The sequence below is a fragment of the Peribacillus sp. GL_122 genome, assembly GCF_057835005.1.
Window position 1 is genome coordinate 140,194 of sequence record NZ_CM174415.1, and the last position, 24,807, is coordinate 165,000.

37 protein-coding genes and 1 rRNA gene (1 of these 38 only partly in view) are annotated in these 24,807 nt (G+C 40.6%); 35 read left to right on the plus strand and 3 right to left on the minus strand.

Features of this window, described 5'->3' with window-relative positions; genetic code table 11:
* The first annotated feature begins 1 nt into the window (after position 1).
* From rplP to rpsI, 27 genes are all read left to right on the plus strand, one after another.
* A complete protein-coding gene (gene rplP / locus AC3ISB_RS00740) occupies positions 2-436 on the plus strand; it encodes a 50S ribosomal protein L16 (RefSeq protein WP_034305012.1) in 435 nt (144 codons plus the stop codon).
* Entirely contained in the window at positions 426-629 is a 204-nt protein-coding gene (rpmC, locus tag AC3ISB_RS00745) for a 50S ribosomal protein L29 (protein ID WP_034305010.1), read from the plus strand. The genes rplP and rpmC overlap by 11 nt, the downstream gene beginning before the upstream one ends.
* Positions 630-647: 18 nt before the next feature.
* Positions 648-911 carry a 30S ribosomal protein S17 gene (gene rpsQ / locus AC3ISB_RS00750; RefSeq protein ID WP_034305007.1) on the plus strand — a complete coding sequence of 88 codons (264 nt, stop codon included), beginning with the start codon at positions 648-650 and terminating at the stop codon, positions 909-911.
* Positions 912-952: 41 nt separating this feature from the next.
* Complete coding sequence (gene rplN, locus AC3ISB_RS00755) at positions 953-1,321, plus strand: 50S ribosomal protein L14 (RefSeq protein ID WP_034305005.1); 369 nt, start codon at positions 953-955, stop codon at positions 1,319-1,321.
* A 43-nt stretch (positions 1,322-1,364) separates the two neighbouring features.
* Positions 1,365-1,676, plus strand: a complete 312-nt coding sequence (gene rplX, locus AC3ISB_RS00760) for a 50S ribosomal protein L24 (protein ID WP_063235796.1) — start codon at positions 1,365-1,367, stop codon at positions 1,674-1,676.
* Positions 1,677-1,705: 29 nt separating this feature from the next.
* Entirely contained in the window at positions 1,706-2,245 is a 540-nt protein-coding gene (rplE, locus tag AC3ISB_RS00765; protein WP_063235797.1) for a 50S ribosomal protein L5, read from the plus strand.
* A gap of 25 nt (positions 2,246-2,270) precedes the next feature.
* Positions 2,271-2,456: a type Z 30S ribosomal protein S14 gene (locus AC3ISB_RS00770; protein WP_034304998.1), complete on the plus strand. Its 186-nt coding sequence runs from the start codon at positions 2,271-2,273 to the stop codon at positions 2,454-2,456.
* Positions 2,457-2,486: 30 nt separating this feature from the next.
* Positions 2,487-2,885: a 30S ribosomal protein S8 gene (rpsH, locus tag AC3ISB_RS00775; RefSeq protein ID WP_034304995.1), complete on the plus strand. Its 399-nt coding sequence runs from the start codon at positions 2,487-2,489 to the stop codon at positions 2,883-2,885.
* 30 nt (positions 2,886-2,915) lie between these two features.
* Positions 2,916-3,452, plus strand: coding sequence for a 50S ribosomal protein L6 (rplF, locus tag AC3ISB_RS00780; protein ID WP_076372861.1), 537 nt, complete (start codon positions 2,916-2,918; stop codon positions 3,450-3,452).
* A 32-nt stretch (positions 3,453-3,484) separates the two neighbouring features.
* Positions 3,485-3,847 carry a 50S ribosomal protein L18 gene (gene rplR / locus AC3ISB_RS00785; protein ID WP_063235799.1) on the plus strand — a complete coding sequence of 121 codons (363 nt, stop codon included), beginning with the start codon at positions 3,485-3,487 and terminating at the stop codon, positions 3,845-3,847.
* A gap of 22 nt (positions 3,848-3,869) precedes the next feature.
* Positions 3,870-4,370, plus strand: coding sequence for a 30S ribosomal protein S5 (rpsE, locus tag AC3ISB_RS00790; RefSeq protein WP_034304987.1), 501 nt, complete (start codon positions 3,870-3,872; stop codon positions 4,368-4,370).
* Between the two features lie 16 nt (positions 4,371-4,386).
* Complete coding sequence (gene rpmD / locus AC3ISB_RS00795) at positions 4,387-4,569, plus strand: 50S ribosomal protein L30 (protein ID WP_034304984.1); 183 nt, start codon at positions 4,387-4,389, stop codon at positions 4,567-4,569.
* A 32-nt stretch (positions 4,570-4,601) separates the two neighbouring features.
* Positions 4,602-5,042 (plus strand): 50S ribosomal protein L15, encoded by a 441-nt coding sequence (rplO, locus tag AC3ISB_RS00800; protein WP_034304982.1) that lies wholly within the window; start codon positions 4,602-4,604, stop codon positions 5,040-5,042.
* Entirely contained in the window at positions 5,042-6,337 is a 1,296-nt protein-coding gene (gene secY / locus AC3ISB_RS00805; RefSeq protein ID WP_098373565.1) for a preprotein translocase subunit SecY, read from the plus strand. Before rplO ends, secY begins: the two co-directional genes overlap by 1 nt.
* A 58-nt stretch (positions 6,338-6,395) precedes the next feature.
* The gene (locus AC3ISB_RS00810; RefSeq protein ID WP_098373564.1) at positions 6,396-7,049 is read left to right on the plus strand and encodes an adenylate kinase; all 654 of its coding nucleotides are present in this window, start codon (positions 6,396-6,398) and stop codon (positions 7,047-7,049) included.
* A gap of 565 nt (positions 7,050-7,614) precedes the next feature.
* On the plus strand, positions 7,615-7,833 hold the full coding sequence (gene infA, locus AC3ISB_RS00815) for a translation initiation factor IF-1 (RefSeq protein WP_028390440.1): 219 nt from the start codon (positions 7,615-7,617) through the stop codon (positions 7,831-7,833).
* Positions 7,834-7,873: 40 nt separating this feature from the next.
* Entirely contained in the window at positions 7,874-7,987 is a 114-nt protein-coding gene (rpmJ, locus tag AC3ISB_RS00820; RefSeq protein WP_003156543.1) for a 50S ribosomal protein L36, read from the plus strand.
* A 22-nt stretch (positions 7,988-8,009) separates the two neighbouring features.
* Entirely contained in the window at positions 8,010-8,375 is a 366-nt protein-coding gene (gene rpsM, locus AC3ISB_RS00825; protein ID WP_063235804.1) for a 30S ribosomal protein S13, read from the plus strand.
* 22 nt (positions 8,376-8,397) lie between these two features.
* Positions 8,398-8,787, plus strand: a complete 390-nt coding sequence (gene rpsK, locus AC3ISB_RS00830) for a 30S ribosomal protein S11 (protein ID WP_028390438.1) — start codon at positions 8,398-8,400, stop codon at positions 8,785-8,787.
* A 177-nt stretch (positions 8,788-8,964) separates the two neighbouring features.
* Entirely contained in the window at positions 8,965-9,909 is a 945-nt protein-coding gene (locus AC3ISB_RS00835) for a DNA-directed RNA polymerase subunit alpha (RefSeq protein WP_034304976.1), read from the plus strand.
* An 82-nt stretch (positions 9,910-9,991) separates the two neighbouring features.
* Positions 9,992-10,354, plus strand: coding sequence for a 50S ribosomal protein L17 (gene rplQ, locus AC3ISB_RS00840; RefSeq protein ID WP_034304973.1), 363 nt, complete (start codon positions 9,992-9,994; stop codon positions 10,352-10,354).
* A 370-nt stretch (positions 10,355-10,724) separates the two neighbouring features.
* Positions 10,725-11,561 (plus strand): energy-coupling factor ABC transporter ATP-binding protein, encoded by an 837-nt coding sequence (locus tag AC3ISB_RS00845; RefSeq protein WP_141994053.1) that lies wholly within the window; start codon positions 10,725-10,727, stop codon positions 11,559-11,561.
* A complete protein-coding gene (locus AC3ISB_RS00850; protein ID WP_098373562.1) occupies positions 11,537-12,403 on the plus strand; it encodes an energy-coupling factor ABC transporter ATP-binding protein in 867 nt (288 codons plus the stop codon). The genes AC3ISB_RS00845 and AC3ISB_RS00850 overlap by 25 nt, the downstream gene beginning before the upstream one ends.
* Positions 12,403-13,200 (plus strand): energy-coupling factor transporter transmembrane component T family protein, encoded by a 798-nt coding sequence (locus tag AC3ISB_RS00855; protein WP_480340455.1) that lies wholly within the window; start codon positions 12,403-12,405, stop codon positions 13,198-13,200. Before AC3ISB_RS00850 ends, AC3ISB_RS00855 begins: the two co-directional genes overlap by 1 nt.
* A 14-nt stretch (positions 13,201-13,214) precedes the next feature.
* Complete coding sequence (gene truA, locus AC3ISB_RS00860) at positions 13,215-13,955, plus strand: tRNA pseudouridine(38-40) synthase TruA (protein WP_480340456.1); 741 nt, start codon at positions 13,215-13,217, stop codon at positions 13,953-13,955.
* Between the two features lie 267 nt (positions 13,956-14,222).
* Positions 14,223-14,660, plus strand: coding sequence for a 50S ribosomal protein L13 (gene rplM / locus AC3ISB_RS00865; RefSeq protein ID WP_034304960.1), 438 nt, complete (start codon positions 14,223-14,225; stop codon positions 14,658-14,660).
* A gap of 20 nt (positions 14,661-14,680) precedes the next feature.
* Complete coding sequence (gene rpsI / locus AC3ISB_RS00870) at positions 14,681-15,073, plus strand: 30S ribosomal protein S9 (RefSeq protein WP_034304957.1); 393 nt, start codon at positions 14,681-14,683, stop codon at positions 15,071-15,073.
* Between the two features lie 169 nt (positions 15,074-15,242).
* Here the strand turns inward: rpsI and AC3ISB_RS00875 are convergent, their stop codons facing one another.
* Positions 15,243-16,697, minus strand: a complete 1,455-nt coding sequence (locus AC3ISB_RS00875) for a DHA2 family efflux MFS transporter permease subunit (RefSeq protein WP_141994052.1) — start codon at positions 16,695-16,697, stop codon at positions 15,243-15,245.
* A 170-nt stretch (positions 16,698-16,867) separates the two neighbouring features.
* On the opposite strand from AC3ISB_RS00875, the gene AC3ISB_RS00880 reads away from it, so the two are divergent.
* The 5 genes from AC3ISB_RS00880 to AC3ISB_RS00900 all read left to right on the plus strand — a co-directional run bounded on the left by AC3ISB_RS00880 (position 16,868) and on the right by AC3ISB_RS00900 (position 21,221).
* Positions 16,868-17,416 (plus strand): TetR/AcrR family transcriptional regulator, encoded by a 549-nt coding sequence (locus AC3ISB_RS00880; protein ID WP_430098367.1) that lies wholly within the window; start codon positions 16,868-16,870, stop codon positions 17,414-17,416.
* 270 nt (positions 17,417-17,686) lie between these two features.
* Positions 17,687-18,217 carry an ECF transporter S component gene (locus AC3ISB_RS00885; RefSeq protein WP_098373557.1) on the plus strand — a complete coding sequence of 177 codons (531 nt, stop codon included), beginning with the start codon at positions 17,687-17,689 and terminating at the stop codon, positions 18,215-18,217.
* Positions 18,218-18,798: 581 nt separating this feature from the next.
* Entirely contained in the window at positions 18,799-19,224 is a 426-nt protein-coding gene (locus tag AC3ISB_RS00890; protein ID WP_141994050.1) for a DUF2521 family protein, read from the plus strand.
* An 82-nt stretch (positions 19,225-19,306) separates the two neighbouring features.
* On the plus strand, positions 19,307-20,023 hold the full coding sequence (gene cwlD / locus AC3ISB_RS00895; protein ID WP_141994049.1) for an N-acetylmuramoyl-L-alanine amidase CwlD: 717 nt from the start codon (positions 19,307-19,309) through the stop codon (positions 20,021-20,023).
* A gap of 139 nt (positions 20,024-20,162) precedes the next feature.
* Positions 20,163-21,221: an Mrp/NBP35 family ATP-binding protein gene (locus AC3ISB_RS00900; RefSeq protein ID WP_141994048.1), complete on the plus strand. Its 1,059-nt coding sequence runs from the start codon at positions 20,163-20,165 to the stop codon at positions 21,219-21,221.
* A gap of 45 nt (positions 21,222-21,266) precedes the next feature.
* On the opposite strand, the gene gerD is transcribed toward AC3ISB_RS00900, so the two are convergent.
* Complete coding sequence (gerD, locus tag AC3ISB_RS00905) at positions 21,267-21,827, minus strand: spore germination lipoprotein GerD (protein ID WP_141994047.1); 561 nt, start codon at positions 21,825-21,827, stop codon at positions 21,267-21,269.
* A 137-nt stretch (positions 21,828-21,964) separates the two neighbouring features.
* Here gerD and AC3ISB_RS00910 point away from each other — a divergent pair, with 137 nt between their 5' ends.
* A complete protein-coding gene (locus AC3ISB_RS00910; RefSeq protein ID WP_141994046.1) occupies positions 21,965-22,645 on the plus strand; it encodes a KinB-signaling pathway activation protein in 681 nt (226 codons plus the stop codon).
* Positions 22,646-22,737: 92 nt separating this feature from the next.
* On the opposite strand, the gene pdaB is transcribed toward AC3ISB_RS00910, so the two are convergent.
* Complete coding sequence (gene pdaB, locus AC3ISB_RS00915) at positions 22,738-23,490, minus strand: polysaccharide deacetylase family sporulation protein PdaB (RefSeq protein ID WP_141994045.1); 753 nt, start codon at positions 23,488-23,490, stop codon at positions 22,738-22,740.
* Between the two features lie 132 nt (positions 23,491-23,622).
* Between pdaB and AC3ISB_RS00920 the strand changes: the two genes are divergently transcribed.
* Together AC3ISB_RS00920 and AC3ISB_RS00925 are read left to right on the plus strand one after the other, a co-directional pair.
* Positions 23,623-23,856 carry a hypothetical protein gene (locus tag AC3ISB_RS00920; RefSeq protein ID WP_098373550.1) on the plus strand — a complete coding sequence of 78 codons (234 nt, stop codon included), beginning with the start codon at positions 23,623-23,625 and terminating at the stop codon, positions 23,854-23,856.
* 282 nt (positions 23,857-24,138) lie between these two features.
* Positions 24,139-24,807, plus strand: a 16S ribosomal RNA gene (locus AC3ISB_RS00925) (it continues 882 nt past the right edge of the window).

Genomic DNA, 24,807 nt, shown 5'->3' on the forward strand with positions numbered 1-24,807 from the left:
TATGTTATTGCCAAAACGCGTAAAATACCGTCGTGAACACCGCGGTAAGATGAGAGGGATGGCTAAAGGCGGCACTGAAGTTCATTTCGGAGAATTTGGACTTCAAGCTCAAGAAGCTTCCTGGATCACGAACCGTCAAATCGAAGCAGCTCGTATTGCGATGACTCGTTATATGAAACGTGGAGGGAAAGTTTGGATCAAAATCTTCCCAAGCAAACCTTACACAGCTAAGCCGCTTGAAGTACGGATGGGTTCCGGTAAAGGTGCTCCTGAAGGTTGGGTAGCAGTAGTTAAACCGGGCAAAGTTATGTTTGAAATCTCTGGTGTATCTGAAGAGGTGGCAAGAGAAGCATTGCGCCTTGCAGCACACAAACTTCCAATCAAATGCAAGTTTGTAAAAAGAGAGGAAATTGGTGGTGAAACAAATGAAAGCTAATGAAATCAAAGATCTAACCACTGCTGAAATTGAACAAAAACTAAAATCTCTTAAAGAAGAACTATTTAATCTTCGTTTCCAGTTAGCTACTGGACAACTTGAAAATACAGCTCGCATCCGTGAAGTTCGCAAATCGATTGCTCGTATGAAAACAGTTGTTCGTCAAAGAGAGATCGGTGTCACTAATCGATAATGAATGGAGGTTTGCAGAATGAGCGAACGCAACCAACGCAAAATCTACACTGGACGCGTAGTATCCGACAAAATGGATAAAACAGTTACAGTAGTTGTAGAAACCTATAAAAAGCATTCTTTATACGGTAAACGCGTGAAATACTCTAAAAAGTTAAAAGCTCATGACGAGCTAAACGAAGCTAAAGCAGGCGACGTAGTACGTATCATGGAAACTCGTCCACTTTCAGCTACAAAACGCTTCCGTCTTGTAGAAGTAGTAGAAAAAGCAGTAATCATTTAATATAGTTCGGATTAAGCTAATTCCGAAGGGAGGTACCGTACATGATTCAACAAGAATCTCGTTTAAAAGTCGCTGACAATTCAGGTGCTCGTGAAGTGCTAACAATTAAAGTCCTAGGTGGTTCTGGCCGTAAAACTGCAAACATCGGTGATATCATCGTTTGTACAGTTAAACAGGCAACACCAGGAGGCGTTGTTAAAAAAGGTGAAGTCGTTAAGGCTGTTGTTGTCCGTACAAAACGTGGTATGCGTCGTCCTGACGGTTCTTACATTCGTTTTGATGAAAACGCATGTGTAATTATCCGTGACGATAAGAGCCCACGTGGAACTCGTATTTTTGGACCTGTTGCTCGTGAATTACGTGACAATAGTTTCATGAAGATCGTTTCTCTAGCTCCAGAAGTTCTATAATATGTAAAATTTGTATAAAGCCTTTCAAGGAGGTGCCAAGCTAATGCATGTTAAAAAAGGTGACAAAGTCGTAGTCATCTCTGGTAAGGACAAAGGCAAACAAGGAACAATTCTTTCTGCATATCCGAAACAAAATCGTGTGCTTGTTGAAGGAATTAACATCGTGAAAAAGCATTCCAAGCCATCTCAACTTAATCCACAAGGTGGAATTATCAGCAGAGAAGCTGCTATTCACGTATCCAATGTAATGCCACTTGATCCTAAATCAGGTAAACCGACTCGTGTTGGATATAAGATTGAAAATGGTAAAAAAGTACGCGTAGCTAAAATATCAGGTGAAACTTTAGATAAATAAGTCATAAATGAAGGGAGGTACACTAAGCAATGAGCCGCCTTAAAGAAAAATTAAAAAGTGAAATTACACCATCATTGATGGGCAAATTCAACTATCAATCAGTAATGCAAGTACCAAACATTGAGAAAATCGTTATTAACATGGGTGTGGGTGACGCAGTATCTAACTCGAAAGCTTTAGATACAGCTGTTGAAGAACTTACATTGATCACTGGTCAAAAACCTGTTATAACAAAAGCAAAAAAATCAATCGCAGGCTTCCGTTTGCGTGAAGGTATGCCTATTGGAGCGAAAGTTACATTACGTGGAGAACGTATGTATCAATTCCTTGATAAGCTAGTATCTGTATCTTTACCGCGTGTACGTGATTTCCGTGGCGTTTCAAAGAAATCTTTTGACGGACGTGGAAACTATACATTAGGCGTTAAAGAACAACTTATCTTCCCTGAGATTGATTACGATAAAGTGAGCAAAGTTCGTGGTATGGACATCGTTATCGTAACGACTGCCAACACTGACGAAGAAGCTCGTGAACTACTTACTCAAGTTGGAATGCCGTTCCAAAAGTAATCTCTAAATAAAGGGAGGCGAAATCGTGGCTAAAAAGTCTATGATCGTAAAGCAAAAACGCGAACAAAAGTTTAAAGTACAAGAATATACACGTTGCGAACGTTGCGGACGTCCACATTCTGTATTACGTAAATTTAAACTTTGTCGTATTTGTTTCCGCGAACTTGCATATAAAGGACAAATTCCTGGCGTTAAAAAAGCTAGCTGGTAAAACCCGAGTTTGGGAAGGAGGTAAAATATAATGGTCATGACAGATCCTATTGCAGATATGCTTACTCGCATCCGTAATGCGAATATGGTTCGTCACGAAAAACTGGAAGTTCCTGCTTCAAAGATCAAAAAGGAAATTGCTGAGATCTTAAAAAGTGAAGGCTTCGTACGTGACTTTGAATTAATCGAAGACAACAAACAAGGTATCATCCGTATCTTCTTAAAATACGGTGCAAACAACGAACGTGTTATCACTGGTCTAAAACGTATCAGCAAACCTGGTTTGCGTGTATATGCAAAAACTGGAGAGGTACCACGCGTTCTTAACGGTTTAGGTATCGCAATTGTTTCTACTTCTCACGGAGTTTTAACAGACAAGGAAGCTCGCTCTAAACAAGTTGGCGGAGAAGTTTTAGCATACGTTTGGTAATACATTTTCACAAGAATGGAGGTGCACATTATGTCTCGTATAGGTAAAAAACCTATTGAAATCCCTGCAGGCGTGACAGTTACTGTTACTGGAAGTGAAGTAACTGTTAAAGGACCTAAAGGTGAATTAACTAGATCATTCAATCCTGACCTTTCAATCGTTGTTGAAGAGAACGTGTTAACTGTTACACGTCCGTCTGACGAGAAGGCTCACCGTTCTTTACACGGTACTACTCGCGCACTTATCTCTAACATGGTTGAAGGTGTATCAACAGGATTCGTAAAATCACTTGAACTTATTGGGGTTGGGTACCGTGCACAAAAGCAAGGTAACAAGCTTGTCCTTAACGTAGGATATTCCCACCCTGTAGAAATAGAGCCAGAAGCTGGCGTTGAAGTTGAAGTTCCTTCTAATACAAAAGTAATCATCAAAGGTGCAAGCAAAGAACGTGTAGGAGCTCTAGCAGCTAATATCCGTGATGTTCGCCCACCTGAACCGTATAAAGGTAAAGGTATCCGTTACGAAGGCGAATTCGTTCGTCGTAAAGAAGGTAAAACTGGTAAGTAATGCCGCATAAGTAAACGAAAGGAGTGACGTAAATGATTACGAAGCTTGATAAAAATGCTACTCGTCAGAAAAGACATGCGCGTGTACGTGCTAAGCTTTCTGGAACAGAAGCTCGTCCTCGTTTAAATGTGTTTCGTTCAAACAAACACATTTACGCACAATTAATTGACGATGCAAAAGGCGTAACATTAGCAAGTGCTTCAACTCTTGATAAAGAGATCAGTATCGAAGCTAGTAGCAATGCTGAAGCAGCTCAAAAAGTTGGCGAACTTATTGCGAAACGTGCTGTTGAAAAAGGTTTCAAAGCTGTGGTATTTGACCGCGGTGGTTACCTCTTCCATGGTCGTGTAAAAGCATTGGCTGACGCTGCTCGTGAAAACGGCTTAGAATTTTAATGGATAAGGAGGGACATAACAGATGCGTAGCATTGATCCTAATAAATTAGAACTTGAAGAACGCGTAGTTACAGTAAATCGTGTAGCTAAAGTTGTTAAAGGCGGACGTCGTTTCCGTTTCACTGCACTAGTTGTTGTTGGTGATAAAAATGGTCATGTTGGATTTGGTACTGGTAAAGCTCAAGAAGTTCCGGATGCTATCCGTAAAGCTATTGAGGATGCTAAGAAAAATCTAATTACTGTACCAATGGTTGGTACTACTATTCCTCACCTTGTGAACGGTCGCTATGGCGCAGGTCACATTCTATTGAAACCAGCTTCTGAAGGTACAGGAGTAATTGCTGGTGGTCCTGTTCGTGCGGTACTTGAATTAGGCGGAGTTAGCGATATCTTGTCTAAATCACTAGGTACTAATACACCTATTAATATGGTTCGCGCAACAATTGAAGGATTGAAGCAATTGAAACGTGCTGAAGACGTAGCTAAGTTACGTGGAAAATCAGTACAAGAACTGTTAGGATAAGGAGGGAAATCGAATTATGGCTAATAAATTAGAAATCACCCTCACTCGCAGCTTGATTGGTCGTCCTGAAGATCAACGTGTTACAGTTAACACTTTGGGTTTACGCAAAATGCATCAAACGGTTGTTCAAGAAGATAACCCTGCGATTCGCGGTATGATTACCAAAGTTGCTCATCTTGTTACTGTAAAAGAACAATAAAATAATTTTTAACTTAACAAGGAGGTGCCAACATGAAACTTCATGAGTTAAAAGCTGCAGAAGGTTCTCGTAAAGAACGTAAACGTAAAGGTCGCGGTATTGGATCTGGTAACGGTAAAACAGCAGGTAAAGGACACAAAGGACAAAACGCTCGCTCCGGCGGCGGTGTGCGTCTTGGATTTGAAGGGGGTCAAACTCCTCTATTCAGACGTTTACCTAAACGTGGATTTACCAACATCAACCGTAAAGACTATGCTATCGTGAACCTTGATACGTTAAATCTTTTCGAAGACGGTACTGAAGTAACACCAGCTCTTTTACTTGAGACTGGGGTTGTAAGTAAAGAAAAAGCAGGAATCAAAATTCTTGCCAAAGGAAGCATTGAGAAAAAGCTTACTGTTAAAGCTCACAAATTCTCGTCTACTGCTAAAGAAGCTATCGAAGCTGCTGGCGGTAATACAGAGGTGATCTAATGTTTCGCACGATCTCCAATTTTATGCGCGTGGGTGAAATAAGGAATAAGATTATTTTTACCCTTCTAATGTTAATCGTCTATCGCATCGGTACATTTATACCTGTACCGCATGTGAATGCCGATTTTCTCGCTGAACAGGACCAGCTGAGCGTCATCGGTCTTTTAAATACCTTTGGCGGCGGAGCGCTGCAAAACTTTTCTATATTAGCGATGGGTATCATGCCGTACATCACGGCATCCATTATCGTTCAGCTGTTACAGATGGATGTTGTTCCTAAGTTCACTGAATGGTCTAAACAAGGAGAAGCAGGGCGCCGTAAATTAGCTCAATTCACTCGTTACTTCACTATTATCCTAGGATTCATCCAAGCAGTTGGTATGTCTTATGGGTTCAATAATATGTCAGGTGGCCAGTTGATTGAAAATCCTGGAATTGCAACATACTTGCTTATTGCGACTGTCTTAACGGCAGGAACAGCTTTTCTTTTGTGGTTAGGGGAGCTGATCACTGCTAAGGGTGTGGGTAATGGGATTTCCGTCATAATCTTTGCTGGTATCGTAGCTAGTTTGCCAAATACGGCAAATCAGATTTACGCCCAACAATTTGAAAATGCCGGTGATCAATTATTCTTGCGAATCATATCGATTATCCTCATTGTTTTAGCAGTATTAGCAATCGTGGTTGCTGTTATTTTCATTCAGCAGGCATTACGAAAAATTCCTATTCAGTATGCGAAACGTGCTGCTGTAGGTCGTACACAAATGGGTGGCCAGTCTACTCATTTACCATTGAAAGTAAATGCTGCGGGGGTTATTCCGGTAATCTTTGCAATGGCATTTATCATTACTCCCACTACAATCGCTTCTTTCTTTGGAAAGAACAGCGTGACTAGTTGGATATCAACAAATCTTGATTACACCAAGCCAATTGGTATGATCATATATGTTGCTCTTATCATTGCTTTTGCGTATTTTTATGCATTCATTCAGGTTAACCCTGAACAAATGGCTGAGAATTTGAAAAAGCAAGGTGGCTATGTGCCGGGGATTCGTCCAGGTAAGAGTACACAAGAATATTTAACACGTGTTTTATACCGTTTAACGTTTGTAGGCTCTATATTTTTAGCCATCATTGCCGTTTTACCGGTATTTTTCATTAAGCTTGCTGATTTACCTCAATCTGCACAGATTGGCGGTACCAGTTTGCTGATCGTAGTGGGGGTTGCCCTTGATACGATGAAGCAGCTGGAATCACAACTTGTGAAGAGACACTATAAGGGCTTTATAAAGTAATGAGTTTTGGGAACGGCTTGTTCCCTTTACCCATTATAGAGTTTGAGGGGGAAGAAAATTGAATCTAGTGTTAATGGGTCTGCCGGGTGCTGGTAAGGGCACTCAAGCTGAACAAATCGTAGAAAAATATAATATCCCTCATATTTCTACTGGAGATATGTTCCGAACAGCTATCAAAGATGGAACAGAATTAGGTCTAAAGGCGAAATCATTCATGGATAAAGGCGAATTGGTACCTGATGAAGTTACCATTGGCATCGTTCGTGAACGTTTAAGCAAGGAAGACTGCCTAAAAGGATTTTTGCTTGATGGATTTCCACGTACTGTGGCACAGGCAGAGGCACTTGAAAGCATTCTAACTGATTTAGATCGCAAAATAAATTTTGTCATTAATATCGATGTTGATAAAAACATTTTAATGGAAAGATTGACAGGACGTCGTATTTGCAAATCATGTGGTGCGACATACCATCTTGTATTCAATCCTCCTGCTAAAGATGATGTATGCGACCGCTGCGGCGGAGAATTATATCAACGTGCCGACGATAATGCAGAAACGGTTCAAAATCGCTTAGATGTGAATTTGAAACAAACCAAACCACTTCTTGATTTCTACGGAGACAAAGGATACTTGGTCAACATTAACGGACAGCAAGATATTAATAAGGTATTTGAAAATATCGATGTGTTGCTTGGTGCTTTACAAAATTAATCATTCGTATTGATTTATGAAATTCATACCATTTTTATAACTTACTTATTAAACTTGGTGCATTCCTATAATACAAAGGGTATAATGGATTTCGCGAGAGCATTCGCACATTTATTAATCAGGTTCTTGTACTTGGTATTCCCTGAATTGGGCGATTACTTTTTAAGTGATCTTCATGGACATATCCGGTCGGCAAAATTGATGAAGAAATGCAGTGACTCTATTGGGATTCCTAAAGAGTCGTGATATAGAGGGTTGAAAGAAGCTATGTCAGGCGTGCGCCTTTCAAACATCTCCCATGCTATTCAAACCTATGTCGAGACTAATTGCTTCTCTATTTCGAGAGTATGTCGGTCACGGAATCGGTCAAGACTTACATGAGGACCCATAAAATCCTCATTTCGGTCCAACTGATAAAGGTCCTCAGTTTAAGCCTGGTTCTACAAAATGGTGAATACTTGATGCAGAATTGTAAGACTTATGAGGATAATTGGACTGTAGTAATGTTGACGGAAAGATGTGTACCTTTAATAGGTTCACGCATAGAGAAGGGAGAATCACTTTAATGGCGAAAGATGATGTAATTGAAGTAGAAGGCACAGTACAAGAGACTTTGCCAAATGCAATGTTTAAGGTAGAATTAGAAAATGGTCATACTGTTTTAGCTCATGTATCCGGTAAAATTCGTATGCACTTTATTCGCATTTTGCCTGGAGATAAAGTTACGGTTGAGCTTTCCCCGTATGATCTAACTCGCGGCAGAATCACATACCGGTTCAAATAATCCGGTTACGCTCCGATCTGTATAAGGAGGTTAGATAGCAATGAAAGTCAGACCATCAGTCAAACCAATCTGCGAAAAGTGTAAAGTTATCCGCAGAAAAGGTAAAGTTATGGTTATTTGCGAAAACCCTAAACATAAACAAAAACAAGGCTAAATAGAAGGAGGTGCACTCAAGCATGGCACGTATTGCTGGAGTAGATATTCCCCGTGACAAACGGATTGTTATCTCATTAACATATATATATGGTATTGGAAAACAAACAGCGATTAAGATTCTTGCAGAAGCAGGCATTTCTGAAGAAACTCGCGTTCGTGACTTAACGGAAGACGAATTGAACAAAATTCGTGATATCATTGACAAGCTTAAAGTAGAAGGCGACCTTCGTCGTGAAATCTCCCTAAACATCAAACGTTTAATGGAAATCGGTTCTTACCGTGGTTTACGTCACCGTCGTGGTCTTCCTGTTCGCGGTCAAAATACAAAAAACAATGCTCGTACGCGTAAAGGACCTCGTCGTACTGTAGCTAACAAGAAAAAATAATTAGTAAAGGAGGTTACTTTTCATGGCACGTAAAACTAATACACGTAAACGTCGTGTGAAAAAGAATATAGAAACTGGTATTGCTCATATTCGTTCAACATTCAATAACACTATCGTTACGATCACTGACTCTCATGGTAATGCTATTTCATGGTCAAGTGCTGGAGCTCTAGGATTCCGTGGATCTCGTAAATCCACTCCATTCGCTGCACAAATGGCTGCTGAAACAGCTGCTAAAACATCAATTGAACATGGTATGAAAACTCTTGAAGTTACAGTTAAAGGACCTGGTGCTGGACGTGAGGCTGCTATTCGTGCACTTCAAGCCGCTGGCCTAGAAGTAACTGCAATTAAAGATGTAACTCCAGTTCCACATAACGGATGCCGTCCACCAAAACGTCGCCGTGTTTAATTTTTCTGTATAGATTTTGTATTCCTGTCAATAATGGGATATAATACTGAGTTTGCGTTCTTACAGAGGATTAATTTTCAGTTGTTGCGCACAGCGGGAACGTATACATGGGGAATTTCGGTTTAAGTGACTTCGTTTACTTGCCGGGGTTTTGACGTTTTGAAGGAGGGTTTATTGATGATCGAAATAGAAAAACCAAAAATCGAAACGGTTGAAATCAACGACGATACCAAATACGGTAAATTCGTCGTAGAGCCACTAGAGCGTGGGTATGGTACTACATTGGGTAACTCCTTACGTCGTATCCTTTTATCCTCACTCCCAGGTGCTGCTGTCACAGCTATACAAATTGATGGAGTGCTACATGAGTTCTCAACAATTGAAGGCGTCGTGGAAGATGTAACATCTATCATTCTTAATGTGAAAAAACTAGCTCTTAAGATTTACTCTGATGAAGAGAAGACGCTGGAAATTGACGTTCAAGGTGACGGAGTCATCACGGCTGCTGATATCACTCATGATAGTGATGTAGAAATTCTTAATCCGGATTTATATATTGCTACAATTGGTAAAAACGGTCATATGCGTATGCGTTTATCTGCACGTCGCGGCCGCGGCTACACTCCTGCTGTTCAAAACAAGAGAGAAGACCAGCCAATTGGTGTAATTCCAATCGATGCTCTTTACACTCCAGTTTCACGCGTATCTTTCCAAGTTGAAAATACACGTGTTGGACAGTTGTCTAACTTTGACAAGTTAACGTTCGATGTTTGGACTGATGGCAGTACTGGTCCGCAAGAAGCGGTAGCACTTGGAGCTAAGATTTTAACAGAGCATTTAAACATCTTTGTTGGTTTAACCGATGAAGCTCAAAATGCTGAAATCATGGTTGAAAAAGAAGAAGATCAAAAAGAAAAAGTTCTTGAGATGACGATCGAAGAATTAGACCTTTCTGTTCGTTCTTACAACTGCTTGAAACGTGCTGGAATCAATACCGTTCAAGAGCTAGCTCATAAAACGGAAGAAGATATGATGAAAGTACGTAATCTAGGACGTAAATCACTTGAAGAAGTGAAAGCGAAACTAGAAGAATTAGGCTTAGGTCTTCGTAAAGACGACTGATAACATGGCGGATCAATCCATTATGTTGTGAGCCTTGTTATAGACACACAATATAGAACTTCAACAAAGGAGGGAATCTCTAATGGGTTACAGAAAGTTAGGACGCACTAGCGCACAACGTAAAGCATTACTTCGTGATTTAGCTACGGATCTTATTATCCATGAGCGCATTGAAACTACTGAAGCACGTGCAAAAGAATTACGTTCTGTAGTAGATAAAATGATCACTCTTGGTAAACGTGGTGACTTGCATGCACGCCGTCAAGCTGCATCTTTCATCCGTAACGAAATCGCTGACGCTGAGAATGGCACAGATGCCCTTCAAAAACTATTCAGTGACGTGGCTCCACGTTATGAAGAACGTCAAGGTGGATACACTCGTATCATGAAAGTTGGTCCACGCCGCGGTGACGGTGCACCAGTCGTGGTTATTGAATTAGTTTAATAACAACGATGAAAAAGGGCGGGACAAATGAATATACTCACTTGTTCTATGCCCTTTTTCTTTTTTTAAAATAGAAATTCTGTCATTTAGAAATTCGCATTGAGTGTTACGATGGCTGGCGGAACCTGGATTGTTCAGGGAGCCTTCACGTCTAGCTCAAGCATCCCTTCCCGCTTTTGATAAGCGATTATAAGATAACCTGTTTTTCGTAACAGGCCCGCTGTTAGCTGCTCTTAATTTACCGAAAATTCTTTCGGTGGAAGGGGTGCAGCGTTTTTTTATATTTTCAGAAGGAAAAACTACTATATTTATATTGAGTGAGCAGAGTTTAGATTAGACGAGTGCAGTCGAGGATGAGGAGGCCCACACGGTGAAGAAGCTGGTTTCTTTAAATAATATTGTTTTTAAATATGAGGGTCAGTCTCGAAACGCCTTGGATGATGTTTCTTTTGATATTCATCAGGGGGAGTGGCTTGCGATTGTCGGACATAATGGCTCTGGCAAGTCGACATTAGCGAAGTTACTGAATGGTCTTCAGTTCGCTAACTCAGGTACCATTACGATTAATGATCAACTTTTGACAGAAGAATCCGTTTGGGATGTACGCCAGAAAATTGGCATGGTTTTTCAAAACCCAGATAATCAATTTGTAGGCACTACAGTTCAGGATGATGTGGCTTTTGGTTTAGAAAACGCCGGTGTTTCTCAGCAGGTTATGGTGGAGCGTGTTCATGGTGCGTTAAATAAGGTTAAAATGAATGCCTTTCTTAATCAAGAGCCGCACCATCTATCCGGCGGTCAAAAGCAAAGAGTGGCCATAGCAGGTGTAATAGCCTTGCAGCCAGACATAATCATCTTAGATGAAGCAACCTCCATGCTTGACCCAAGAGGCCGTGAAGAAGTGCTTGAAACAGTTAGGGAATTAAAACAGGAAAACGAGATCACTGTCATATCAATCACCCATGATCTTGAGGAAGCTGCGAAAGCTGATCGAATGATAGTGATGAACCAAGGTCGGTTATATCGTGAAGGACCGCCTCAGGTTATTTTTGAGTTAGAGGATGAATTGATTGCTCTTGGTCTGGATATTCCCTTTTCAGTGAAACTAACCAAGGAGTTACAAAAAAATGGTGTTCGTGTAGTTGATGGGCATTTGACAGAGGAAGAGTTGGTGAAGGATTTATGCGAATTACACTCGATGATGTAGAATACCGCTATCAGGTGAATACTCCTTTTGAACATCTAGCCCTTCATGATGTCAATATTTCAATGGAGCCGGGAACCTATACCGCAATCATCGGGCATACAGGGTCCGGGAAATCCACGCTACTGCAACATTTGAATGCTCTTTTAAAACCGACGAAGGGTCGGGTTTTCATTGGGGATCGGACGATTGAAGCCGGAAGAAAAGAAAAGGCTTTGCGGCCAATAAGACAAAAGGTCGGAATTGTTTTTCAGTTTCCGGAACATCAGTTATTTGATGAAACGGTTGAAAAGGATATATGTTTCGGACCTATGAATTTTGGCGTTTCTGAAATCGATGCTAAGAAACTGGCCAGGAAAGCCATCGCGCAAGTCGGATTGGATGAGGAAATTCTTGAAAAATCACCATTCGACTTATCCGGCGGACAAATGCGACGGGTGGCCATTGCTGGGGTACTTGCCATGGAGCCCGAAGTATTGGTGCTTGATGAGCCCACTGCGGGATTGGATCCGCGAGGACGCAAAGAAATCATGGATATGTTTTATGATCTGCATAAAGTAAGGGGCATTTCAACGATTCTTGTGACACATAGCATGGAGGATGCAGCCAAGTATGCGGATGACATCATTATCATGCATAAGGGTACGGTGTTCAAAAAAGGAACCCCCCAGGAAATTTTCTCAGAGCCGGAACAATTAATGGAGCTTGGCCTGGATGTTCCTGATACGGTCCGTTTTCAGCTAAAGCTCCAGAAGGAACTTGGTGTTCGATTTGATCATCCATGTCTTAATATCGGTGATTTAGCGATAGAAATAGATAAAGCCATGAAACGGGGGAACCGCTGATGCTGGATAAAATGATCATCGGGCGTTATGTCCCTGCAAATTCACTGATGCACAAGATGGACCCAAGGGCTAAATTGCTCCTCGTGTTCCTGTTCGTTTGTGTCGTCTTTTTGGCGAATAATGTCGTTTCTTACGGGTTGCTTGCTGTATTCACCATCCTTTTGATCAGTCTTTCCAAAATACCGCTTCGCTATCTTTATAATGGGTTAAAACCAATCTTTTTCTTGATCGTTTTTACATTCCTTCTCCATATATTGTTTACGAAAGAAGGGGAATTGCTTTTTGAATACGGTTGGTTTGAAATCTATGAAGGCGGTCTGATTCAAGGTTTTTTCATATCCGTTAGATTTACTTTACTAATCCTTGTTACGTCACTTTTAACTTTGACGACATCCCCGATATCCATTACAGATGGGATGGAAGAGCTGTTGGGGCCCTTGAAAAAGTGGAAGATGCCTGTACATGAACTGGCATTGATGATGTCCATTGCCCTTCGATTCATTCCAACGCTAATGGAGGAAACGGAAAAAATCATGAAGGCCCAAACTGCAAGGGGCGTTGACTTTTCATCTGGCCCGATAAAGGACAGGGTTAAATCGATTGTACCGCTGCTTGTTCCTTTATTTGTCAGTTCGTTCAAACGGGCGGAGGAGTTGGCAACTGCCATGGAGTCAAGAGGATACCGTGGCGGGGAAGGCCGCACGAAATATCGCCAATTGGACTGGAAGACGAGTGATAGTCTTTTGATGGTCTCAATAGGTGTTCTAACGCTCATGTTATTTTTATTACGTTCATAATAAGGAAGAGAACTATGCCAAAATATAAATGTGTGATCGCTTATGACGGCACGGATTTTGCTGGTTATCAGGTGCAGCCAGAGAAACGCACCATACAAAGTGAATTCGAGGCAGTCTTGGCCCAAATGCATAAAGGCACAATTATAAAAGTGACTGCTTCAGGCAGGACAGACTCAGGGGTCCATGCAAAGGGGCAAGTACTTCACTTTGATTCGCCCCTTACATTCCCTACTGAAAACTGGGTAAAGGCGTTCAGCGCCCTTCTTCCGACCGATATCATCGTTCTGGAAGTCGATATCGTGCCTGCCGATTTTCATGCGAGGTTTCATACGACTGGGAAAGAGTACCGTTATATCATAGCCCGTTCGAAACTACGGGATCCGTTTAAGCGGAATTACGCCTATCATTATCCCTACCCATTAGATGGGGAGGCGATGAAGGAAGCAATCTCCTATTTGATAGGGACACATGACTTTACAAGTTTTTGTTCGGCAAAAACGGAAGTGGTCGATAAAGTTCGAACCATAAAAGAAATGGATTTTGAAGAGAGCGATGATTTCATGGTTTTCCGCTTCGTTGGCGAAGGTTTTTTGTATAATATGGTCCGTATCCTGGTTGGGACGCTACTGGATGTCGGCAGCGGCAAGATGTCACCCCGTGACATGAGCGGGATTTTGGAGAAAAAGGACCGCAGTTTTGCAGGGAAAACAGCGCCAGCCCAAGGCTTATATTTATGGAAAGTATTTTACAAATAAAAATATTTTCGAAGTGATACCAGTTTTTTTACAACTGGAAAACGGGATGGAATCAGTAATGGAGCGGTTTGTCGCTATACTGACCTTTTCATGGAGTTGCAGAGAGTGTTTTATAGACAACTTATCCTAGTGTAACATTCCCTTGACAATGAATCTGGGAGAAGTTAATATAATATGGTATGTATTTTAATCCCACGATAAGCCCCGGAAGTTTATTGTGATTGAAAATAAATATAAAAAATTAAAAAGTTTTTTAGGAGGTTAACCATGCGTACGACATTTATGGCGAAAGCTAATGAAGTAGAACGTAAATGGTATGTGATTGACGCTGAAGGCAAAACTTTAGGTCGCCTTTCTACTGAAGTAGCATCCATCTTACGTGGTAAACATAAACCAACTTTTACACCGAACATTGACACTGGTGATCATGTAATTCTTATCAATGTTGAAAAAATCCACTTGACTGGTAAAAAATTGACAGACAAAATTTACTACCGTCACACTATGCATCCAGGCGGTCTTAAAACTAGAACTGCTCTTGAAATGCGTACAAACTACCCTGAGAGAATGCTTGAACTTGCTATCAAAGGTATGCTTCCAAAGAATTCTCTTGGTCGTCAAATCTACAAAAAATTACACGTATACGCTGGAGCTGAGCACCCACACGCTGCTCAACAACCAGAAGTATACGAATTACGCGGATAATTACTAAGGAGGTTACTATCTTGGCACAAGTTCAATATTATGGTACTGGTCGCCGTAAGAGCTCAGTAGCTCGTGTACGTTTAGTACCAGGCGAAGGTCGCATCGTTATTAACGGTCGTGACATTAATGAATATATTCCTTTCGCAGCATTACGTGAAGTTGTTAACCAACCACTAGTTGCAACAGAAACTACTGGAAATTACGACGTTCTAGTAAACGTTAGCGGTGGTGGATACACTGGTCAAGCTGGAGCAATCCGTCACGGTATCGCCCGTGCATTGCTACAAGTTGATCCAGAATACCGTCCATCTCTTAAAACTGCTGGTTTACTAACTCGTGACCCACGTATGAAAGAGCGTAAAAAATACGGTCTTAAAGGCGCACGTCGTGCACCTCAGTTCTCAAAACGTTAATTCTATTACCGTTTCGAAAGGCTCTCAACCATTTTGGTTGGGGGTCTTTTTTTGTCCGGAAAAAGATTTTGATCACATCACGCTCCGTGAACTTATATATTAAAAATAATAAAGCATATCCGGGACATCCCAGATATGCTTTATTTTAAATAACGTATTGTTAACGATTTTAGTTAGGGGATTCACTTTCACTTTTTTTAATTGCGGCTTTTTTCGGCATAAAGCATGCAAAAATTAACGCCACAAAAGATAGGATTAACATAAAAACATAAGCATCACTTGAGCCGAAGGTAGAAGCTAATGCCTCTAGTTGTATTGCTGTAATGTTTTCATTTTGCACTGTTAGCTCAGAGGCATGTGAAGTTGCTTGCATTGTATACACTGTGATGACAACTGCTGTTCCAATAGCACCTGACAATTGGCGAATGGTATTATTTACAGCTGAACCATGGGAACCCAATTCTCTTGGTAAAGCATTCAGCCCTGCTGTATTTAAAGGCATGGTAATAAAGCTTAATCCAATTCGTAATATAATGGTACGGGCCATTAAATAGATATAGGTTGTGGATTCGTTTATATCTATGACTCCCCACATCGAAACAATGATAAATACTAAACCTGTAATAAAGAGTGGTTTAGCACCATATTTATCATACATTTTACCAGTGACAGGGGACAAGAAGGCATTAATCACAGCTCCAGGCAATAACAGTAAACCTGCTTCAAATGGTGTAAAACCTCGTCCATTCTGCAAGTAAATTGGTAAAAGAATTAAATCCGCATACATAATCATCGTAATTAGTACATTGAGGAAAGATGTGAGCGTGAAAACTTTGTACTTAAATACAGATAAATTTAATAATGGATCGCTGGATTTCATTTGACGTAAACAGAATAGAGCCGTCACGATTATTCCGGCGATTATTGTAGTAATGATAACGAGATTATCCCACCCCTTGCTTCCTGCGCTGCTAAATCCAAATAATATGCAGCCAAAACCGATCGTTGATAAAATGACACTTGTGATATCTAATTTTGCTTTTGTTGTCTCTGCAACATTCATTAAATATTTGAACGCTAGAACAATGACGATTATTATAAATGGGGTTAACCCAATAAATAACCATCTCCATGAAACATATTCAATGATAAAACCAGATAATGTAGGAGCTATGGCTGGAGCAAAAATTATCGCAAAGCCGATTGTCCCCATAATACTTCCACGCTTTTCGCTAGGATATAAATATAAAATAACTGTCATCATTAGAGGCATTATAATCCCGGCACCAATTGCTTGAATCATTCTTCCCGTTAACAGCATGCCAAAATTCTCCGCACATGCACAAAGTGCAGATCCGATTAACAAAAAGAACATCGAACTAATAAATAGCTGCCTTGTTGTGAACCGTTTCATTAAAAAAGCTGTAATCGGCACTAAAACACCGTTCACTAGCATAAATCCTGTTGATAACCATTGTACAGTTGCAGCAGTTACATGAAATACGTCCATTAAACCACTCAATGCAACATTTAATAAAGTCTGATTTAATGTTGATAAAAAACAACCAGCAATCAGTACAATTAATAAAATTTTTTTATTTCTTTCTGTTATATCATTACTCATTCGTAAACTCCTTTATTTTTGACTTGCATTCTCAACAACGTGTCGATAAAATCGATGGTAACAAAAATATATGTTGCTTACCATGAACAGTTTTCTTGAAAATGTTCACTAATCGACATAGGGATATACGCTGTTGAGAAAGTCAAAGAAAATCTATAAAGGAGTTAAAAATGTCTATTCCTAAGAAAGAAGATCCTCGTACAATTCGGTCAAGAGAAATGTTTAAGAACGCTGTCATTGCTCTCTTATCCGAGGACCCTGCTATTTCAAATTTAACGGTTCAGAAAATCGCAGCCAAAGCAGGATTAAACCGGACAACATTTTACCTGCATTATCAGGATATTCAAGATTTAGTAACGCAAATCACCGATGAGATTTTAAATGAGCTTTCTGATAAAATTTTTGCTTTAATACATGCAAAAGATTTATCAGAAAAACAACAGCTAACTCAATTACTTGATTATTTATATATTCATCGAAATTATTTACTTATTTTATTTAAGACGAATCAGTTTGAGGAACAATTGTTTTCATTATTAAAGCAATTGGTAGAAATAAGAAGGAAGAATACTGAGAAGGATTTACCTGCTGATTATGTTGACATTGATATTAAAACGGCCTCATTGGTAGGCATTATAATATGGTGGTTAAGAAAGGGGCTTCATTTTAGTTCGGATTATATTGCCAACCAAATTTATTTAATGTACAGAGTGCAATGATTCCAATACCGTTTGAAAGAATCTTGAATTTCATTAAGTCTTTTTTATGCCCGGAAAATAATAAGACCATATCATGCCATCCATCCCAGTCTTCCAGACTCAATGCAAATGAAACGCCGCGGTGAGGGGGCTTCAGATGTTGGTGATGGTTATGTTCCATTTGTTTACACATGAGTTTATTTATGTAATACAGAATTTTTTGTAAAATCCATATTTATTAAGTTCCTGTTTAGGAGTATGATAATACTTAAAAAAGAAAGAGGACTTCATATGAATTCAACATACTCACCGATTGAAACAACTAAAACAAAAACCTTGGTCATCAATGCGCTATTCATTGCATTAACCCTTGTAGCGACAATGTTCATCAACATTAAGCTCCCAATAATGGGTAACGGCGGCCTGATCCATCTGGGTAACGTTCCCCTTTTTATAGCTGCTTTGGTTTATGGCAAAAAAACAGGAGCGATAGCAGGCGCCTTCGGTATGGCCTTCTTCGATCTTTTCTCTGGTTGGGCAGCATGGGCACCGTTTACATTCGTCATCGTAGGAGCAATGGGCTTTCTAGCCGGCCTTATATCCGAAAAGGTACCGGGCAAAAGAGAATTGGTATACACTATGGCCGTTGCCGTTGCATTGGTTATTAAAATCGTCGGCTACTATTTTGTCGAAGTTATTCTTTATGGTAACTGGATACAGCCATTTGGCTCCATCCCCGGAAACGTGATGCAGGTCGTAATAGCTGGAATAATTGTAGTGCCACTTGCTGGTCGATTAAAGAAAAGAGCTGGACAGATATAAAGTGAAACAAAAATAGGAAGCCATTTCAAACTTTGTGTTGCACCACCTTTGGATGTTGTACTGCGCTCTGAACCTTAGGCAGTTTAAAAAGACATCCTGCTAAGTAAGCGGGTATTAAATGAATTCGCTATTATAAAATGTTTTATCATTTGAGAAAAGGACATCCGTTAACCATGGATGTCCTTTTTATCTTAATAGACCACAAAGCCTGAAGTTGTCATAGAGGATGGCTCGCTTAAGTTTAAGGAAGAACACGACATGAATAATCAGTATTGATCAAGGTCAAAGAGACATGCGCAGTGAGCGACCCAAGTCGGCAAGGTCAGCCTCGGGTAGCTGCCTGAGTGGCGGGTTAGTGGAGAAAACTCTAGTTTTCTAACATTAAGTTTCTTGTGCGGTCTGTACTTTAACAGGTTTCTTACCATATTGCATATCGATATGCTTTTTCAAGTACCTGCCGAACCTATCCTCATTATTTTTTGCCAATAGAATAAATGAATGGTTCAAAATAGAACGCTAAAACTAAAATTATGTCTTGGGAAATAATTTTGGGAAATGGGGAATTGCCCCGGAGGTGAATTATGGCTGTGATATTAGGTTTACAGGAGATGCAAAGGGAAAGGCAATTGAGGTTCGAACGTAGGCTGCTCAGGGAACTTTCTATCGAGGATATGAAGGGGAGGATTCAGCGTTACTTCGGACAGGATTTGATGGATGTTTTGGAGGAAGGCTACTTTGATGTTGCCATCGAGGCTTATTTATTAGGAGCAAACTATAGTAAGTTTGGCTATTATGGTGAGTCGGAAGAAGATGTAAGGTCCAGGTGCTGGAAGGAAGAGAGGTTTTTAGTCGATACTCTTTTTAACTTTATTTTGTATTGGCGGGAAGTTACAGCGAATAACGCTTTCGATGAAGGTTTGTTTTATTGTTGTGAAGGGTTTGTTGGGGATTGGTGGCTGGACGGCTTTAAGACTGGAGAAAAACGATATAAAATGAAACTGCATTAAGAAGGCAAAATCCCATTCCTTGTTCTAATTTCATGGTTTGTCCCATACTTTTTAGTAGAGAGATCATGGAAGGGGAACGGTCATGCGCAAAAAGCTGAAATATACAGGGATCGCTATGGGATTGTTTGTCCTTTTTTTAATTGTGACTTTTAAATTTGTTGAAGATGATTCTTGGGACTCCTGGAACCTTCCGTTGTCAGGTAAGGTCATCATTCTGGATGCAGGTCACGGGGGAATGGACGGCGGGGCAAATGTACAAGAGGTTATGGAAAAGGAAATTGCCCTTTCCGTTTCATTAAAGGTCAGGGACTATTTACAGGAACAGGGTGCCCTTGTCATCATGACACGTGAGAAGGATGAGGATTTGGCACAGGGAAATACAAAGGGGATCCGCCTGCGGAAACAGGAAGACTTACGGAATCGGGTTGAAATGATCAATAATTCGGAAGCGGACTTATTCTTAAGCATTCATTTGAACTCTTTTCCATCAGCGTCATCGAAAGGTGCCCAGACCTTTTATACAAACAGGTTTGAGGAAAATGAACAGGTGGCAAAATTCATTCAGACTGAAATCATAAGAAACCTGGAAAATACAAAGCGTGATGCAAAAACGATTAAACATGTGTATTTGATGAATTATGCCAAGAAACCGGGAGCGCTTGTGGAAATTGGATTTCTTTCCAATTCCGAGGAAAGGGAACGCCTTATCAGTGATAAGTATCAAGAAAAGGTTGCCAGTTCGATTTATATGGGTATTTTACGGTACTTTACAGAGGAAAAACTATCGGATGAAGAGTGATGTCTGGGTCTTGTAAGGTACAAGGCCTTTTTATAATGGGGAAATCATCAGGTTTCGCATGCGGGGCAGATAATAAGCTTTCTTACCGTAATATGTTATACTGAAAAATGGGAAAATAAAATTCAAAGGGGTGCTCGACTTGTTAACAGAAGAGAAAGTACTGAATTTATTAAAGGATCTTAAAGACCCTTTTCTACATAAAAACCTTGAAGAGACAAATGGAATTATAGAAATCAAAATAAAACCTGAAAAGAATCATGTAAGCGTTAAACTTGCGATTGCGAAAACGGGGACTGCCGAACAAATGCAAATGCAATCGGAAGTTGTGGACTTGCTGAAAACGAACGGAGCGGAATCGGTAGGTATCCGCTTCACGGAGCTTTCAGAAGAGGAGTTAGCCAAGCATCGTGAAAGCATTCCTCAGGATGAAGCGGACCAAGGTTTGCTTGGACCTAACAGCAAAACACAATTCATCGCGATCGCCAGTGGTAAAGGCGGAGTGGGAAAATCCACGATTTCAGTGAATTTCGCTACTTCACTTGCTCGTTTGGGTAAAAAGGTCGGGCTGGTTGACGCCGATATTTATGGTTTCAGCGTACCTGATATGATGGGGATAACAAAAAGACCGGTTGTTCGCGGGGAAAAAATCATTCCTGTAGAACGGTTTGGCGTTCAAGTTATCTCAATGGGCTTTTTTGTAGAGGATAACGCGCCGATCATCTGGAGAGGACCGATGCTGGGTAAAATGCTTAACAGTTTCTTTAATGAAGTGGAATGGGGAGATTTGGACTATCTGGTCCTTGACTTACCGCCGGGTACAGGCGATGTTGCTTTGGACGTTCATACGATGCTCCCTTCATGTAAAGAAATCATCGTTACGACACCGCATCCGACTGCAGCTTTCGTTGCGGCAAGAGCTGGTGCCATGGCCATCAAGACAGAACACGAAGTCATCGGTGTCATAGAGAATATGTCATTCTTCGAAAGTAAAACGACCGGTGAAAAAGAGTATGTATTTGGAAAAGGCGGCGGCAAGAAGCTTGCAGAAGAGCTTCGTACAGAAGTTTTAGGTCAACTTCCCCTGCAACAGCCAGATTGGAACGAAGAGGACTTTGCTCCATCCATTTACGCAGCGGACCATAGACTCGGCAGGATTTATGAAGATATTGCCAAAAAGGTCATTGAAAAACTACAATGAAAAGAAGGCTGATTCCGATTGGAATCAGCCTTCTTTTCATTCTTTTTACTTTTTCTCCTTTTCTACCGCTTTAGTGGCTGCTTTATCCAATTTCTCTTGCATTTTCGCCTGAATGAGAGGACTCTCCATGGTTTCGATGATCAGCTCTTTATAGACCGACCGCATTTCCTTTGTTTTTAATAATTTATTCATTTCTTTTTCCATATCGGGTTCTTTCATTATTTCCATGAGCATTCCACGATACTGAGGATCAGCAGTTAAGTCCTTCAATACCTTTTTATGTTCATCTTCTAATGCTTTAGCATAAGCGGAAGCAAATTCGGGATCCTTAAATGTCTTTTTCCAAAATTCCTTCCCTTTATCTGAAGTGACAATATCTTCAATGGATTTCTTAATGGCATCCGAATCCATAATAAGTTCAGCTTTCGTTTTATCATCAGTAATGATATCCTGGATGGCTTTTTTTCCATCATCTGTCTTCAAGATATCGACGACCATTTTCTTTGTCTCTTCATACTCCATTTTTTCTGCGCCTGCTCCGTTTTGAGCACAACCGGAACAAACGAGTAAGAATGACGTGAAAAGCAAAGCAACTCCCACTCTCATACGCAGGGCCCCTTTCATCCTTCTTATTGTTAATATGGTTCCAATCGGCGATATTATTCCTTGGTGGAATAAGTGGATTTTTCCAAATTTGGTTGGTACAATTAAGGAAATGAAATAGAAATGTATGGAGGAAAACAATGAACAGCCGTAACTTAGTTAAATTGTTTTTAACAACATTGCTTATAGGTGGTGTAACGGGCGGAGTTGTAGGGTTCTTGGCTCGGTGGAGTGAGTTTAAGCCTTATTTTTCTTCTTTTGAAGTCAGTGCCATCCTATCAACTTTTATTTGGTTATTCGGTGTTGGATTAATTTTTAGTGTCATAAGCCAAGCCGGCTTTTTTGCCTATTTAACGATACATCGTTTTGGTCTGGGGATATTTAAAAGCGCTTCCTTATGGAATGCCGTTCAACTTGTACTCATTCTTTTTGTTGTATTCGATCTTGTTTACCTGCGATATCTCAGCTTTGGTTCAGGCGAGGGGATCAGTTCCTACATCGTGTTAGCGTTGGTTGTTTTGGCCGCGGGGCTTATTACAGCTTATTTCAAAATGAAACAAACGAATAAACAGTCGTTCATACCGGCCTTATTTTTCATGGTCGTGGTCACGGTTTTGGAGTGGATACCTGTCCTAAGTGCCAATGATGAAAGCTGGCTTTACTTCATGCTGTTTCCGTTGCTAGTCTGCAATGCTTATCAATTATTGGTTCTTAGCAAATTGATTGAACGTTCACAAAGGGAATTGGCCAGTAAAAGAGGGAGTAAGCAAACTCCGGCAAAGGGAAAGATGAAAGCCGGTGAACTAGGTAAAGGCAGCTAACCTATTTGTAAGTCGGTCCATACATAAGGAAGTCAAAACATAAAAACTGCGTACTAAAGGTTTTGGAGACCATTAGTACGCAGTTTTTTCAGTCAGCGGATTTCCTCACTGCTTGCTGATGAATTGGAAATCATCTCAGAAACGTTAACGAAGTTTAAATTTTTTGATCGAAGTTCACTTACTAACTCCGGTAAAGCCTTATTCGTTTGTTTTGCTGAGTCTGAAGCATGTAATAAGATGATATCACCCTTTTGTGCCTTGGTGATGTTCTGAACGATCCGATCCACACCTGGATTGGTCCAATCCTTTGAATCGATGCTCCAATGGACAACGGTATATCCGAAATTCTTGCTGATCTTTAAGAGGCGTTTATCAAAGTGACCGGTGGGAGCACGTAAAAGTTCTATATTCTTTACATTAAGTTTTTTAAATGCTTCCTGGGCTTTAGAAATATCCCGGATGATTTCTTGATCTTCCATTTCGGAATAATCCTTATAATCGTAACCAAGCATGCCGATTTCATATCCTTCTTTCACAATTTCAGCCACTATGTCCGGATGACGTTCAGCCCAAGATCCCGCAAGGAAAAAAGTGGCGGATTTAATCTTTTCTCTTTTTAATGTCTCTATTATTGGAGCGGCTTTCTCATCACCCCAGCCAATATTGAACGTGATCGCAACATTCTTTTCCCCTTTATAAACCGCTTTCGGCCCATCTTCTGTAGAAAAAACGGGGGCATGAAGAATGTTTTGTACAAAAAGAAACCAAGCGGTAAAAAGTGCCGTAAGCAAAATTAACGAATAATATTTGATGTTCTTGGCTTGAAGCACCATGAAAAATTTCATTAATCCATCCCCTTGTCCAAAGTACTCTTGTCTTCATATTTATGCGCGAGGATTATTGTTATGCAAAAAAATCAGTTGAAAATTCATAAAATTGATGGGAATGGGGAAAGCTTTCTGATGGAGGTGTGAACCATGCTCGGTTTATTGATTAATGACAAGGAAAAGATGGAATTGGAGTACCTTTTAAAAAGAGAGATGGATGAAATACTATTCGATTTGCAGGATGACAGAATCGATCACTTAGTCAAAAGGGCAATAAACGAGAAATATAACATTCTTTTCAGGTTGTTTAAAAGGGTGAGCACCGAGGAGGAATGCCTAATGTATATGAGGGGGAAAACGAATTTATCCGAGTGGAATCAGTAATGATATTTAAATGTGATTTATATTCAAAATATCTATTGACTATTGGTTTATACGCTGGTATATTATAAAAGTTGCTGCAACGTAATAGCTTTTGAAAAAGAATGAAAAAAACTTTTTTTAAAAAAAGTTATTGACGAAGTGGTGATAAGATGTTAAGATATTAAAGTCGCTAAGAGAGATAGCGAACAAATTGCTCTTTGAAAACTGAACAAAACAAAGCGCCAACGTTAAATTTTAAGTGAGCACACACTATCAAAAAAGCAAATGAGCAAGTCAAACATTTCTTCGGAGAGTTTGATCCTGGCTCAGGACGAACGCTGGCGGCGTGCCTAATACATGCAAGTCGAGCGAATCGATGGGAGCTTGCTCCCTGAGATTAGCGGCGGACGGGTGAGTAACACGTGGGCAACCTGCCTATAAGACTGGGATAACTTCGGGAAACCGGAGCTAATACCGGATACGTTCTTTTCTCGCATGAGAGAAGATGGAAAGACGGTTTACGCTGTCACTTATAGATGGGCCTGCGGCGCATTAGCTAGTTGGTGAGGTAATGGCTCACCAAGGCGACGATGCGTAGCCGACCTGAGAGGGTGATCGGCCACACTGGGACTGAGACACGGCCCAGACTCCTACGGGAGGCAGCAGTAGGGAATCTTCCGCAATGGACGAAAGTCTGACGGAGCAACGCCGCGTGAACGAAGAAGGCCTTCGGGTCGTAAAGTTCTGTTGTTAGGGAAGAACAAGTACCAGAGTAACTGCTGGTACCTTGACGGTACCTAACCAGAAAGCCACGGCTAACTACGTGCCAGCAGCCGCGGTAATACGTAGGTGGCAAGCGTTGTCCGGAATTATTGGGCGTAAAGCGCGCGCAGGTGGTTCCTTAAGTCTGATGTGAAAGCCCACGGCTCAACCGTGGAGGGTCATTGGAAACTGGGGAACTTGAGTGCAGAA

What these genes read in the sequence shown, in the direction of transcription:
- rplP (WP_034305012.1), top strand. Translation starts at nt 2, where the DNA reads ATGTTATTGCCAAAACGCGTAAAATACCGTCGTGAACACCGCGGTAAG.
- rpmC (WP_034305010.1), top strand. Translation starts at nt 426, where the DNA reads ATGAAAGCTAATGAAATCAAAGATCTAACCACTGCTGAAATTGAACAA.
- rpsQ (WP_034305007.1), top strand. Translation starts at nt 648, where the DNA reads ATGAGCGAACGCAACCAACGCAAAATCTACACTGGACGCGTAGTATCC.
- rplN (WP_034305005.1), top strand. Translation starts at nt 953, where the DNA reads ATGATTCAACAAGAATCTCGTTTAAAAGTCGCTGACAATTCAGGTGCT.
- rplX (WP_063235796.1), top strand. Translation starts at nt 1,365, where the DNA reads ATGCATGTTAAAAAAGGTGACAAAGTCGTAGTCATCTCTGGTAAGGAC.
- rplE (WP_063235797.1), top strand. Translation starts at nt 1,706, where the DNA reads ATGAGCCGCCTTAAAGAAAAATTAAAAAGTGAAATTACACCATCATTG.
- rpsH (WP_034304995.1), top strand. Translation starts at nt 2,487, where the DNA reads ATGGTCATGACAGATCCTATTGCAGATATGCTTACTCGCATCCGTAAT.
- rplF (WP_076372861.1), top strand. Translation starts at nt 2,916, where the DNA reads ATGTCTCGTATAGGTAAAAAACCTATTGAAATCCCTGCAGGCGTGACA.
- rplR (WP_063235799.1), top strand. Translation starts at nt 3,485, where the DNA reads ATGATTACGAAGCTTGATAAAAATGCTACTCGTCAGAAAAGACATGCG.
- rpsE (WP_034304987.1), top strand. Translation starts at nt 3,870, where the DNA reads ATGCGTAGCATTGATCCTAATAAATTAGAACTTGAAGAACGCGTAGTT.
- rpmD (WP_034304984.1), top strand. Translation starts at nt 4,387, where the DNA reads ATGGCTAATAAATTAGAAATCACCCTCACTCGCAGCTTGATTGGTCGT.
- rplO (WP_034304982.1), top strand. Translation starts at nt 4,602, where the DNA reads ATGAAACTTCATGAGTTAAAAGCTGCAGAAGGTTCTCGTAAAGAACGT.
- secY (WP_098373565.1), top strand. Translation starts at nt 5,042, where the DNA reads ATGTTTCGCACGATCTCCAATTTTATGCGCGTGGGTGAAATAAGGAAT.
- infA (WP_028390440.1), top strand. Translation starts at nt 7,615, where the DNA reads ATGGCGAAAGATGATGTAATTGAAGTAGAAGGCACAGTACAAGAGACT.
- rpmJ (WP_003156543.1), top strand. Translation starts at nt 7,874, where the DNA reads ATGAAAGTCAGACCATCAGTCAAACCAATCTGCGAAAAGTGTAAAGTT.
- rpsM (WP_063235804.1), top strand. Translation starts at nt 8,010, where the DNA reads ATGGCACGTATTGCTGGAGTAGATATTCCCCGTGACAAACGGATTGTT.
- rpsK (WP_028390438.1), top strand. Translation starts at nt 8,398, where the DNA reads ATGGCACGTAAAACTAATACACGTAAACGTCGTGTGAAAAAGAATATA.
- AC3ISB_RS00835 (WP_034304976.1), top strand. Translation starts at nt 8,965, where the DNA reads ATGATCGAAATAGAAAAACCAAAAATCGAAACGGTTGAAATCAACGAC.
- rplQ (WP_034304973.1), top strand. Translation starts at nt 9,992, where the DNA reads ATGGGTTACAGAAAGTTAGGACGCACTAGCGCACAACGTAAAGCATTA.
- AC3ISB_RS00850 (WP_098373562.1), top strand. Translation starts at nt 11,537, where the DNA reads ATGCGAATTACACTCGATGATGTAGAATACCGCTATCAGGTGAATACT.
- AC3ISB_RS00855 (WP_480340455.1), top strand. Translation starts at nt 12,403, where the DNA reads ATGCTGGATAAAATGATCATCGGGCGTTATGTCCCTGCAAATTCACTG.
- truA (WP_480340456.1), top strand. Translation starts at nt 13,215, where the DNA reads ATGCCAAAATATAAATGTGTGATCGCTTATGACGGCACGGATTTTGCT.
- rplM (WP_034304960.1), top strand. Translation starts at nt 14,223, where the DNA reads ATGCGTACGACATTTATGGCGAAAGCTAATGAAGTAGAACGTAAATGG.
- AC3ISB_RS00875 (WP_141994052.1), bottom strand. Translation starts at nt 16,697, where the DNA reads ATGAGTAATGATATAACAGAAAGAAATAAAAAAATTTTATTAATTGTA.
- AC3ISB_RS00880 (WP_430098367.1), top strand. Translation starts at nt 16,868, where the DNA reads ATGTCTATTCCTAAGAAAGAAGATCCTCGTACAATTCGGTCAAGAGAA.
- AC3ISB_RS00885 (WP_098373557.1), top strand. Translation starts at nt 17,687, where the DNA reads ATGAATTCAACATACTCACCGATTGAAACAACTAAAACAAAAACCTTG.
- AC3ISB_RS00890 (WP_141994050.1), top strand. Translation starts at nt 18,799, where the DNA reads ATGGCTGTGATATTAGGTTTACAGGAGATGCAAAGGGAAAGGCAATTG.
- cwlD (WP_141994049.1), top strand. Translation starts at nt 19,307, where the DNA reads ATGCGCAAAAAGCTGAAATATACAGGGATCGCTATGGGATTGTTTGTC.
- gerD (WP_141994047.1), bottom strand. Translation starts at nt 21,827, where the DNA reads ATGAGAGTGGGAGTTGCTTTGCTTTTCACGTCATTCTTACTCGTTTGT.
- AC3ISB_RS00910 (WP_141994046.1), top strand. Translation starts at nt 21,965, where the DNA reads ATGAACAGCCGTAACTTAGTTAAATTGTTTTTAACAACATTGCTTATA.
- pdaB (WP_141994045.1), bottom strand. Translation starts at nt 23,490, where the DNA reads ATGAAATTTTTCATGGTGCTTCAAGCCAAGAACATCAAATATTATTCG.
- AC3ISB_RS00920 (WP_098373550.1), top strand. Translation starts at nt 23,623, where the DNA reads ATGCTCGGTTTATTGATTAATGACAAGGAAAAGATGGAATTGGAGTAC.